Raw genomic sequence first — 11,737 nt, 5'->3', positions numbered from 1 at the left:
AAAATGGTGGATGTCGCTTACGCTAATCCACCCTACGATTGCTTTCTTGTAGGTCGGATAAGCGCAGCGTCATCCGACATTGATTTATTCTTTGTCGGCCGGGGACAGACTTACCGACGAAAGATAGTTCAACAACGCAATGTCATTTTCCACACCCAGTTTCATCATTGCTGATTTCTTCTGGCTACTGATGGTTTTGATGCTGCGGTTCAGTTTGCGGGCAATCTCAGTCACCAGGAAACCTTCGGCGAACAGACGTAAAACTTCGCTCTCTTTTGGAGACAAACGCTTGTCACCGTAACCACCCGCGCTGATTTTTTCCAGCAGACGAGATACGCTTTCCGGTGTGAATTTTTTGCCTTTCTGCAGTGCTGCCAGCGCTTTTGGTAAATCAGTTGGCGCGCCTTGCTTGAGCACAATTCCTTCGATATCCAGTTCTAACACCGCGCTCAAAATAGCTGGGTTGTTATTCATCGTCAGAACGATGATAGAAATGCTAGGGAAGTGACGCTTGATGTATTTGATAAGCGTAATGCCGTCGCCATATTTGTCGCCAGGCATTGAGAGATCGGTTATCAAAACATGAGCATCTAGTTTTGGCAGGTTATTGATAAGCGCTGTGGAATCTTCAAATTCACCGACAACATTCACCCACTCGATCTGCTCGAGTGATTTACGAATGCCGAACAGGACAATCGGATGGTCGTCGGCAATAATTACGTTCATAGTGTTCATGTAATAGGCTACCTTGCTACAGCAAACTCTTGACGTAAGCGTCAATATCGCTGGTATATTTTTGTATGTTGGTAGCATCACTTTCACGAATGTGATGCTCTAACGTTTCACATAACTGCTTGCCGGGTACCAGATTGAGCATTGCAAACACTCCCTTCAAACGGTGAGCTGTTTGCGCTAATGCTGCGAAATCGTGCGCCGCTGATTCAGTATACAATCTCCTAACATCTTCCGGTACTGTGTCGACAAACAGCGCGTAATAGCCGCTGGCATGAAGTTGTGCATTTTCATCGCCACCCAATGGTGATTCCGAAATACCTTCTTGCGCCAGTTGCTCTTCTATCAGCTGCAGCACCGCATCCTGCATGGCATTACTGATATTAAAGTTAACTCGGAACTGGCCTGGGCCTAGCTTCCGCATTCCGTTCTCATCATCGCTTAAAAGCAAACCCGAAGATGTAAGATTAGACGGATTATCTGTCAGGAAGATATCAAACTCTTGACTTGCCAGTCTTTCATCCGGAGTGATGCACTGCGCGCCCCAGTTTTCCAGCAGGCGGGTGACAATATTTCGGACTTCATTGGAGGTGATATCAATCATCGCCACCACATCATCGAGCAGTTTCTCTTCCTGCACTTCCTGCTGCGGTTCGGCTGTCATTCTGATATGCAAATTGTAACGTGTACCAATTTCCTCACGGGTCTTGATATTCAGATGCCCGCCGAGTTTGCGTGAAAGCTGATCGCATAAATAGAATGTTAATCCATTAGCACGCCCGTAACGATCTTCACTGGTTTCGTTGAGGAAAGGGAAGTGGAGATTATCGACTTCACCACTACTGATGCCTTCACCAGTATCCAAAATACGGAATAGTAGACGGTCCGGCCCGGACTCTTCTTCAGTAATATCCAGGGTGATTTTGCCAATTTGGGTAGTCGTTACTGAATAATGCAGCAATAACTGGAGCACTTTGCGAAGCGCTTCCCGGTCGCCATGACGCTCTTCATCTGCCGCCAGATGGTTGTTGATTAGCAGTTGCAAGCCTTTACGTTTGATGATCGGCAACATCTCAAGTGCAACTTCATCAATCAATGGCTGGATTGCGAACAGCGTTGCATTCGTTTTCCATGTATCGGTTTCCAGCATGTTCAGCAACTGAATCTCATCCACCAGGCGCACAATGCTTTGGGCTTCATTGGCAACTGCATGCGCCTCTGGAGTATCTAGTGCGCTGGCGTGTTCGGCGATATTTTTCACCGGTTGCTGTAGCGCTTCCCCAATGTGCTGCATGAACGTAATTCGTCCCTGCTGGTTTTTTTCGTATAAACGCTGAGCTTGCTTGAGCTTTTTGTTAACCAGAATTTCGCGGTCCTGATCGCGAATCACAAATATCTGCGTGCGTGGTGCAATCTGGCTGCGAAACTGGCGAATCTCATACAATTCATTATTGATAGTTGCCTGAATAACACCTTGATGCTGATCGGCCATCGCAATGATGTTTTGCAGATTAAGGTGTGGCAACAAATGATCGGCAATTTTATTGCTGATGACTGTGCGATTTGAATCCAGGTCATGTACCAACAGGCCCAGCGGCAATTGCGAGACAATCTCTTCGTTAAGTGCACGTAAAATTTGCAATTCGCCGTTGCCGTTTTGTACCTCTGCAGGACGTGCTGCCTGTTGGCGGAAAGTGGTGAAGCCGAAGAGCGCCAGTGCCAGCAGGCCAATATTGAGTAGCAGAGGTAAGATAATATTCTGCAAGGTGTCCATCAGCAGAGTGCCGAGCGGAACCTGCCAGACCAGCCGCATATGGGTTGTAGCAAGCGGGGACGCTATTTCAATTTTCGCGCCATTAAAATTAATGGAGATGCTATCCGGATCTTCTTTTTCTATGCCGTTAGCCGCCATTGGAGCGTCGTTATTTTCCAGACGGAAGTTGTCAAGTGACATCCCCGGTGGGATCAAATCGTTGATGGGTAAATCAAACGCTACGACCGTTGCCAGGTGGCCTGGCTGGTTAAAGGTTGTTCGCAGGGTAAAGTAATAACCGTTTTGCCATGCCAGGTGGCGTAGTTGAGAGAAGCTTTCACGCTCATCAAGTGCGTTTGCTTGCTGAAGCATTTCAGCTCGGCGTGAATCGACTATTGAACTGACGCCGCTTTCTTTAAGACCGGAAGAAAGATCTTTAAGTGGAAGGGTGGAAACCAGGATCATGCTGTTATCCTGGCCATTTAAATAGTACATCGACCATGGGTTGTTTTCAGCACCCCACAACGTATCAAGATAAGTAGAGATACGTTGTGTCATATCCAGTGTTGAGCTGTCGTGTGAGCCAAAAATCAGGGCTTCGGTTTTACGACGTGGCTTTTCTAAATAATACACATCCTGGCGTAGACGCGTTTCTTGCAGGCCGTCGCTTGCTGGCGCCGTTGAGACGGCGATGTTGTCATATATCTGCCAGGTTGCGTAACGATAGGTCTCAACCCTTTTGTGAAGTGCATGGGTGATGTCGACAATCTGATAGCTTTTATCCTTGAGCCAGGTGTTGACGGCACTTTGCACCATGACACCCATGGCAACCAGTAGCACGACTATCAATAGCAGGAAGAAGCGAGTGATATTACCGGGAATAAGCGAAAATTTATTAGGGATCATACGGTCTGACTGACTCATTGTTAGCGCGCAACCCGGCGAGCATTCGCCACTTAAAAAAATCCACTGCTCTGCAAGGCAAGCCAGCAGGCGTTATAGCTGTTAGTAAGTAAACCAACATATCCAGATCAAGAATACCTGCAACAGGCGTTGGCGTCATCGTCTGTGTCTTAAAACTCAACGAGTATAATTCGAAATCGTGACATTTCCAGGCTGTTGATAATTAGCTGAAATAACGTCATTGAGCGGAGTGTATTTTAATCAACTTTTCGCGGTATTTTTGTACAAAATAGTTTCACTTGTACAATTATTTAATATGAAATGATTGTCTATTTAGGTTTTCTTTTTTTAGAAAGTTCCCGCATGAGAGGTGAGATTTATCTGTAAGCGAAGCGGTAATTTGTTAATAGACGTTATTTTTTGAAGGGGATAGCACAAAATGATTAAAGTTACGTAAAGAAACGTAAAAAAAACCGGATGCAAGCATCCGGTCCAAATTGGGGTAAACAGACATTCAAAGCTGAATGACGGTAATAAATAAAGTTAATGATGATAGCGGGAGTTATTTTATATATAAATAATGAGCGTGTTTTATCATTCAGTGCTACAGAGGGTGATATAATTTTAACTATTGATTTTAATGGTTATTTTATTTTTTTTGACGATTAGTGCTTATATTATTATCTTTTTGTGCGGAAAAAAGTTCCATTGAATTTACATTTTGAAACACGTATGTGGATAAATGAAACATCTCTATGGTTTTAGTATCATATTCGGATTGGATTAATCTGTATTTGTTTTGGACAATGGGTTAGCCGACTGATTAGAGAATTAATCAGTAAGCAGTGGCATATAAAAAGGCATATAACAGAGGGTTAATAACATGAAAGTTAAAGTACTGTCCCTCCTGGTTCCAGCATTGCTGGTAGCAGGCACCGCTCATGCGGCCGAAATTTATAACAAAGACGGCAACAAATTAGATCTGTACGGTAAAGTAGATGGTTTACATTACTTCTCCGACGACAAAGGCGTTGACGGTGACCAGACTTACTTCCGTCTTGGCATTAAAGGCGAAACTCAGATTAACGACCAACTGACCGGTTATGGCCAGTGGGAATACAACGTTCAGGCTAACAACGTTGAAGGCAGCAGCGATCAGGCGTGGACTCGTCTGGCATTCGCAGGTTTGCGTTTTGCTGACTACGGTTCATTCGACTACGGTCGTAACTACGGCGTTGTCTACGACGTAACTTCATGGACCGACGTTCTGCCAGAATTTGGCGGCGACACTTACGGTTCTGATAACTTCCTGCAATCACGTGCAAACGGTGTTGCAACTTACCGTAACACCGACTTCTTCGGTCTGGTTGACGGCCTGAACTTTGCTCTGCAATACCAGGGTAAAAACGGCAGCGTTTCTGGCGAAGGTTCTACTCAGAACGGTCGTGGCGCTCTGAAACAGAACGGTGACGGCTTCGGCGGTTCCTTAACTTACGATCTGGGTGAAGGTTTCAGCCTGGGTTCAGCTATCTCTAGCTCCAAGCGTACTACTGACCAGAACAACATGGCTGTAGGTGAAGGCGATCGCGCTGAAACTTACACCGGCGGTCTGAAATATGACGCTAACAACATCTATCTGGCAACTCAGTACACCCAGACTTACAACGCAACTCGCGCGGGTGACCTGGGCTTTGCTAACAAAGCACAGAACTTCGAAGTTGTCGCTCAGTACCAGTTCGACTTCGGTCTGCGTCCTTCCGTTGCTTACCTGCAGTCCAAAGGTAAAGACATCGAAGGTTACGGCGACCAGGATCTGGTTAAATATGTTGATGTTGGCGCGACTTACTACTTCAACAAAAACATGTCCACCTACGTTGATTACAAAATCAACCTGCTGGACGAAAACGAATTCACTCGTAACGCTGGCGTCGGTACCGATGACATCGTAGGTGTTGGTCTGGTTTACCAGTTCTAATTCCTGCTTTTGCAGTGTTCGTTGTAAAAGGCGCCTTAGGGCGCCTTTTTTACGTCTGGACTCTCAACAATCCTTCACTTTTAATCCAATTCTTTGCCAGTTGGTGTACCCTTTTGCGCTCAAACAGGAGAGAGAAACAATGGACTTACGATTATTACGCTATGGCCTGTTTGCCATAGTTTTGGGTGCTTTGGCAGGCTGTGATAACCCAGCAGCAAAAAGTAATACTGGCATGGTGCTGGAAGGCAAAACCATGGGGACATACTGGCGTGCAAGTCTCGCGGGTGTGGACAATGCAAGACAGACTGAGCTGCGGGAAAAAATTCAGGCGCAGCTAGATGGTGACGACCGCCTGTTGTCGACCTACAAAAAAGATTCTGCCTTATCGCGCTTTAATCAGTCCTCTACGACGGAACCTTATCCCGTCGCTGAAGCAATGAGCGATATTGTGACTATGGCTTTGCGCATTGGCGCGAAGACCGATGGCGCGATGGATATTACCGTCGGGCCGCTGGTGAATCTGTGGGGATTTGGCCCAGATAAACAACCGATAAAAACGCCTGATCAGGCACAAATTGATGCTGCGAAAGCGCTGACCGGGTTGCATCATCTCACGGTGATAAACCAGGCCGGGAAACAGTGGTTACAGAAAGATCTTGTGGGTTTGTATGTTGATCTCTCCACGATGGGTGAGGGTTATGCTGCCGATCATCTGGCGCGTTTAATGGAACAAAATGGCATCAGCCGCTATTTGGTTTCCGTGGGTGGCGCAGTGGTAACGCGAGGGACTAATCCTGATGGTAAAGCCTGGCGAGTGGCGATTCAGAAACCTACCGATCGTGAAAATGCTGTACAGGCGGTGGTTGATCTCAATGGGCACGGGATAAGCACCTCCGGCAGCTATCGCAATTATTACGAACTGGATGGCAAGCGTTTGTCTCATGTGATTGACCCACAAACAGGCCAACCGATTCAGCATAAATTAGTTTCCGCGACAGTGATTTCACCAACGGCAATGGAAGCCGATGGCTGGGATACCGGTTTGATGGTGCTTGGAACTGAAAAAGCCAAACAGGTGGCAGAAAAAGAGGGGCTGGCGGTTTATTTAATCACTAAAGAGGGCGATAGTTTTACCACCTGGATGTCGCCTCAGTTTAAAACCTTCTTACTTAGCGAGTAAAATTAGAAAGCAAGATTGCGGGTTTCCCAGCGTCCTAAAACTGTCAAAGTCATATCATGACAGCAAAATACAGGAGCCAGTCATGAATCATTTTTTTGATAAAGCCAACGATGAAAGCCGCTGGCAGGCTGTGGAAACCCGTGATAGTCGCGCTGATGGGCAGTTTGTCTTTGCGGTGAAAACTACCGGGATCTGCTGCCGTCCTTCTTGCAGCGCGCGCCATCCGTTACGCAAAAATGTGCTGTTCTTTGAAAACGTTGACGCCGCCGTTGATGCTGGTTTTCGCCCGTGCAAACGTTGCCAGCCAGACAAACAAGCGCCTGAGCAACAACGTATTGACCGCATCACGCAGGCCTGCCGAATTCTTGAAGCCAGCAACGAGTCAATCGTTCTTGCCGACCTGGCTTCGCAAGTGGCAATGAGCCCGTTCCATTTTCATCGTCTGTTTAAACAAGTCACTGGGCTAACGCCTCACGCGTGGCAAAAGGCGTTGCGGGCGAAACGGTTACGTGCGCAGTTGGCTCAGGGTGAGCCTGTCACACGGGCTGTTTTCGACGCCGGTTTTCAGTCAGGAAGCAACTACTACCAGCAGGCGGATAAAGTCTTAGGGATGACGGCGAAGCAATACAGGCAGGGAGGGGAACGCACCGTGATTCAATTTGTGGTGGGGTCCTGTCGTTTGGGGATGTTTCTGGCAGCGCAGAGTGAACGAGGTATTTGCGCCATACTGTTAGGTAACGATGCCAAAACGCTGATTGCCGAATTGGAAACGCTGTTCCCGCACTCTGCATTAATGGCCGGTGACGAACTCTTTGTGCAAAATGTCGCCCAGGTGGTGAGTTTACTGGAGAGACCGGGCAAGCAGTTTGATTTGCCGTTGGATATTCAGGGCACCGCATTTCAGCAGCAAGTCTGGCAGGCATTGCGTGAGATTCCTACCGGGCAGACTGCAAGCTATCGTGACATTGCTGAACGTATCGGCAAGCCGCAGGCAGTACGTGCAGTGGCCGGAGCATGCGCCGCAAATAAACTGGCGGTCATTATTCCATGCCACCGTGTTGTGCGTAATGACGGTGCGCTTTCTGGCTACCGTTGGGGTGTTAAGCGTAAGCGCCTACTTCTTAAGATTGAAGCCCAACAGCAGGGGGAGTGATGCTCGATTTATTTGCCGATGAAGCACCGTGGCTAGAGCCGTTGGCTGATGGCGCAGTTATTTTGCGTCGCTTTGCCTGTGCTGATGCACGGCTGCTTATCGCGCAAATTGAGGAGGTTGCCGCACTTTCCCCATTTCGCCAGATGGTCACGCCAGGCGGTTACACGATGTCGGTGGCGATGACCAACTGCGGCGAAGTCGGCTGGACCACTAACGCTCACGGCTACCTCTATTCCCCGATTGACCCGCTGACCTCACAACACTGGCCCGCGATACCGACTGTTTTTCGCCAGTTATCCGATGCCGCCTCAAAGGCTGCGGGGTATCCTGATTTTAATCCTGATGCCTGTCTGATTAACCGCTATGCACCGGGCGCTAAGCTTTCACTCCATCAGGATAAAGATGAGCTAAATCTACAACAGCCAATTGTTTCGGTGTCGCTTGGGTTACCCGCCGTGTTTCAGTTTGGTGGGCTTAAGCGCAATGACCCGCTGAAAAGAGTGATGCTTGAACATGGTGATATCGTGGTTTGGGGCGGGCCGTCAAGGCTGTTTTATCATGGTATTTTACCGCTTAAACCGGGCCATCATCCTGCTACTGACGAGTTTCGCTACAATCTCACTTTCCGGCACACCCGTTAACACGAATATAAATAAGAATTATTCTTGCTGTACAGTAATTGCCGTTTAAACTGCTCGCTGTTTTCGATTTTGGGTAGTGAGTGATGGAACTTTTACGTGTGGTTTACCGGCAGTATCGCTGGCCTTTCTTGACAGTAATGGCATTAAGCCTGCTCAGTGCGGCGTTAGGTATCGGCTTAATTGCCTTTATTAATTTGCGGCTGATTGAAACGCCCGATCTCTCCCTATCGGTGCTACCAGAATTTCTTGGCTTATTACTGCTATTAATGGCAGTGACATTAGGTTCACAGCTGGCGTTGACCACACTTGGCCACCACTTTGTATTCCGTCTGCGCAGTGAATTTATTAAACGCCTGATGGATACGCACGTTGAACGGGTTGAACAACTGGGCAATGCGGCACTGCTGGCGGGTTTAACCAGTGACGTGCGCAACATTACCATTGCCTTTGTGCGCCTGCCGGAATTGGTGCAGGGCATTATTCTGACCTTTGGTTCAGCGGCATATCTGGCGTGGTTGTCGCCAAAAATGCTCGGTGTGACGGCGATTTGGGTCGCGATAACCATCTATGGCGGCTACGTGCTGGTGGCGCGAGTTTACAAGCATCTGGCGCAGTTGCGTGAAATTGAAGACCAGCTTTACAACGATTACCAGACCGTGATTGAAGGGCGCAAAGAACTGGCGTTAAACCGCGAACGTGCTGAACGCGTCTATGAAGACACCTATATTCCTCATGCTAACGATTATCGCAGCCATATTATTCGCGCGGATACCTACCATCTGAGTGCGGTGAACTGGTCGAATATTATGATGCTCGGCGTGATTGGCCTGGTGTTCTGGATGGCGAATAGCCTCGGTTGGTCTGATACCAACGTTGCCGCCACGTTTTCTCTGACATTATTGTTCTTACGCACGCCGATGTTGTCGGCGATTGGCGCATTACCGACGTTGCTTACCGCTCAGGTGGCATTCAACAAGCTGAACAAATTCCATCTTGCACCGTACGATGCCGAATTCCCGCGAAGCCTTGAACCTGCCCACTGGCAAACCCTCGAAATGCGCGATGTGGTGTTCCAGTACGGTGACAACAGCTTCTCCGTTGGGCCGCTGAATCTCAAAATTGAACGTGGCGAATTGCTGTTCCTTATTGGCGGCAACGGTAGCGGAAAATCCACCATGGCGATGCTGCTGACCGGGCTTTACCAGCCGGTATCTGGCGCAATTTATCTGGATGGTAAAAAGATTGATGCCAGTAATCAGGACGATTATCGCAAGCTGTTTTCTGCGGTGTTTACCGATGTCTGGTTGTTTGACCGCCTGCTCGGGCCGCAGGGTGAACAGGCTAACCCAGAGTTGGTTGCTCAATGGCTTGAACGCCTGAAAATGAGCGACAAGCTGGAGTTGGAAAACGGCACTATTCTCAATCTGAAACTGTCGAAAGGGCAGAAAAAACGCGTCGCTTTACTACTGGCATTAGCGGAAGAGCGCGACATTATCTTGTTAGATGAATGGGCCGCCGACCAGGACCCGCATTTCCGCCGCGAGTTCTACCAGACCCTGTTGCCGCTAATGCAGCAAATGGGCAAAACCATTTTTGCCATCAGTCATGACGATCACTACTTTATTCATGCCGACCGGTTATTGGAAATGCGCCACGGGCAACTCAGTGAGTTAACCGGCCATGAGCGCGAGCATGCCTCAAGAGATGCCGTCGCGAGAACCGGAAGCTAATCTTCTTCGTAGGTCGGGCAAGCGCAGCGCCCCCGACATTACCGACCACAATGGTGGATGAGGCTAGCCGCTTATCCACCCTACAAAATCTGGTTATCTTCGGCCCGACAGGCTATAACTTAGCTCGTCGTTCTCAGGGAAAACTGCCAGATGTCTGTCACTCCAAAGTACAGCACTAAACAACGTGCGCAAGACCGAGCCCGCATCCTACAAATTCTATTAACCAATAAAGCTGTTGCCACAGGCATTCTGGGCAGGTTGCCACAACCTGATGCTCATACTCCCGAACAGGATATTTCAGAGGTAGCCACGCTTGTGGCAAGACTGCCCGCGGCCGATCTTGCTGACGTACTGGAAGCTCTTCCGACGGAAGAGCGCCATGCGTTATGGCGTCTGATCAAAGACGATCAGCGCGGCAAGATATTAATTGAAGCCTCGGAAACTGTTTGGGATGACCTGATTGAAGGGATGAGCGATAAAGCGCTGCTCAATATCATTCGCCCGTTGGATATAGACGACCAAATTTACCTTGCGCAATATCTGCCTCGCGACTTGATGGGGCGGTTGCTGGCGAGCATGCCGCAGGAACAACGCGCCCGTGTCAGGCAAGTGCTGCACTACGAAAAGCACAGTGTTGGCGCGATTATGGATTTCGAGGTGATCACCGTGCGGGCAGATGTCACGCTCGCCGTGGTGCAACGTTTCCTGCGTTTGCGCGGCAAAGTGCCGCAAAACACCGACAAAGTTTTTGTTACCACGCGCGATAAAACACTGATTGGCGAACTGGGTTTGACCACCATTTTGCTGCATGCTCCGCAGACGTTGGTCATGAGCGTGATGGATGACAATCCAACCTGCTTTGCTCCCGAAGACAACGACGAAGTTGCCGCGCGTACCTTTGAACGTGATGACTTAGTCAGTGCGGCGGTTATCGATAGCAGCGGCAAACTGATTGGCCGCCTGACGATTGATGAGATCGTTGATGTGGTTTACGAAGAAACCGACAACGATTTGCGCCGTATGGGTGGCCTGAGCGCGGAAGAAGATGTGTTCGCCCCGGTGAGTAAAGCGGTTAAAGCGCGTTGGGCGTGGCTGGCAATAAATTTGTGTACCGCGTTTGTCGCCTCACGCGTTATCGGTCTGTTTGAACACACCATTTCTCAACTGGTGGCACTGGCTTCTTTGATGCCGATTGTTGCAGGTATCGGCGGTAATACCGGTAACCAAACCATCACCATGATTGTGCGGGCGCTGGCGCTGCAACATATCCAGCCGGGGAACTTCTCCTTTTTAGTGTTGCGTGAACTGGGCGTTGCCTTATTTAACGGGATTATCTGGGGTGGTGTAATGGGGTGCGTGACATGGCTGCTCTACGACGACATGGCGTTGGGCGGCGTGATGACGCTGGCGATGGTACTCAATCTGCTGGTGGCATCGCTAATGGGCGTGCTGATCCCGATGATCATGATGCGTCTGGGCAAAGATCCGGCTGTCGGTTCAAGCGTGTTGATTACCGCTATCACCGACACCGGTGGTTTCTTTATATTCCTGGGGCTGGCGACCATATTTTTGTTGTAGCCACAGCCACTTGAACTTCTCCTGTGGGTAAACTTTCCGCCCGTATTGCCGATAAGATCTGTAAATTCCGCCTTAGCATCGTTATATTATGA

General features: G+C 48.9%; 8 protein-coding genes. 6 read left to right on the top strand and 2 right to left on the bottom strand.

The features are described from left to right. Positions 1-84 precede the first annotated feature (84 nt). Positions 85-735 carry a response regulator transcription factor RcsB gene (gene rcsB, locus LVQ79_RS12055; protein WP_232865116.1) on the bottom strand — a complete coding sequence of 217 codons (651 nt, stop codon included), beginning with the start codon at positions 733-735 and terminating at the stop codon, positions 85-87. Between the two features lie 16 nt (positions 736-751). Beyond that, positions 752-3,409 carry a phosphotransferase RcsD gene (gene rcsD, locus LVQ79_RS12050; RefSeq protein WP_232865115.1) on the bottom strand — a complete coding sequence of 886 codons (2,658 nt, stop codon included), beginning with the start codon at positions 3,407-3,409 and terminating at the stop codon, positions 752-754. 862 nt (positions 3,410-4,271) lie between these two features. Between rcsD and LVQ79_RS12045 the strand changes: the two genes are divergently transcribed. The 6 genes from LVQ79_RS12045 to mgtE all read left to right on the top strand — a co-directional run bounded on the left by LVQ79_RS12045 (position 4,272) and on the right by mgtE (position 11,645). Further along, positions 4,272-5,363, top strand: a complete 1,092-nt coding sequence (locus LVQ79_RS12045; protein ID WP_232865114.1) for a porin OmpC — start codon at positions 4,272-4,274, stop codon at positions 5,361-5,363. Positions 5,364-5,502: 139 nt separating this feature from the next. Then, on the top strand, positions 5,503-6,543 hold the full coding sequence (apbE, locus tag LVQ79_RS12040; RefSeq protein ID WP_232865113.1) for an FAD:protein FMN transferase ApbE: 1,041 nt from the start codon (positions 5,503-5,505) through the stop codon (positions 6,541-6,543). A gap of 82 nt (positions 6,544-6,625) precedes the next feature. After that, positions 6,626-7,696 (top strand): bifunctional DNA-binding transcriptional regulator/O6-methylguanine-DNA methyltransferase Ada, encoded by a 1,071-nt coding sequence (gene ada / locus LVQ79_RS12035; RefSeq protein ID WP_232865112.1) that lies wholly within the window; start codon positions 6,626-6,628, stop codon positions 7,694-7,696. Next, the gene (gene alkB / locus LVQ79_RS12030; RefSeq protein WP_232865111.1) at positions 7,696-8,337 is read left to right on the top strand and encodes a DNA oxidative demethylase AlkB; all 642 of its coding nucleotides are present in this window, start codon (positions 7,696-7,698) and stop codon (positions 8,335-8,337) included. Before ada ends, alkB begins: the two co-directional genes overlap by 1 nt. An 83-nt stretch (positions 8,338-8,420) precedes the next feature. Continuing rightward, entirely contained in the window at positions 8,421-10,067 is a 1,647-nt protein-coding gene (locus LVQ79_RS12025) for a multidrug ABC transporter permease/ATP-binding protein (protein ID WP_151992831.1), read from the top strand. Between the two features lie 150 nt (positions 10,068-10,217). Beyond that, positions 10,218-11,645: a magnesium transporter gene (gene mgtE / locus LVQ79_RS12020; protein ID WP_232865110.1), complete on the top strand. Its 1,428-nt coding sequence runs from the start codon at positions 10,218-10,220 to the stop codon at positions 11,643-11,645. Positions 11,646-11,737: the final 92 nt, after the last annotated feature.

The sequence above is a fragment of the Buttiauxella cochleicola genome (assembly GCF_021282405.1).
GTDB classification, from domain to species: Bacteria; Pseudomonadota; Gammaproteobacteria; order Enterobacterales; family Enterobacteriaceae; genus Buttiauxella; species Buttiauxella massiliensis.
The sequence above is the reverse complement of the archived record's forward strand: the minus strand, read 5'-3'. Positions and strand labels throughout refer to the sequence as shown.

What these genes read in the sequence shown, in the direction of transcription:
- rcsB (WP_232865116.1), bottom strand. Translation starts at nt 735, where the DNA reads ATGAACACTATGAACGTAATTATTGCCGACGACCATCCGATTGTCCTG.
- rcsD (WP_232865115.1), bottom strand. Translation starts at nt 3,409, where the DNA reads ATGAGTCAGTCAGACCGTATGATCCCTAATAAATTTTCGCTTATTCCC.
- LVQ79_RS12045 (WP_232865114.1), top strand. Translation starts at nt 4,272, where the DNA reads ATGAAAGTTAAAGTACTGTCCCTCCTGGTTCCAGCATTGCTGGTAGCA.
- apbE (WP_232865113.1), top strand. Translation starts at nt 5,503, where the DNA reads ATGGACTTACGATTATTACGCTATGGCCTGTTTGCCATAGTTTTGGGT.
- ada (WP_232865112.1), top strand. Translation starts at nt 6,626, where the DNA reads ATGAATCATTTTTTTGATAAAGCCAACGATGAAAGCCGCTGGCAGGCT.
- alkB (WP_232865111.1), top strand. Translation starts at nt 7,696, where the DNA reads ATGCTCGATTTATTTGCCGATGAAGCACCGTGGCTAGAGCCGTTGGCT.
- LVQ79_RS12025 (WP_151992831.1), top strand. Translation starts at nt 8,421, where the DNA reads ATGGAACTTTTACGTGTGGTTTACCGGCAGTATCGCTGGCCTTTCTTG.
- mgtE (WP_232865110.1), top strand. Translation starts at nt 10,218, where the DNA reads ATGTCTGTCACTCCAAAGTACAGCACTAAACAACGTGCGCAAGACCGA.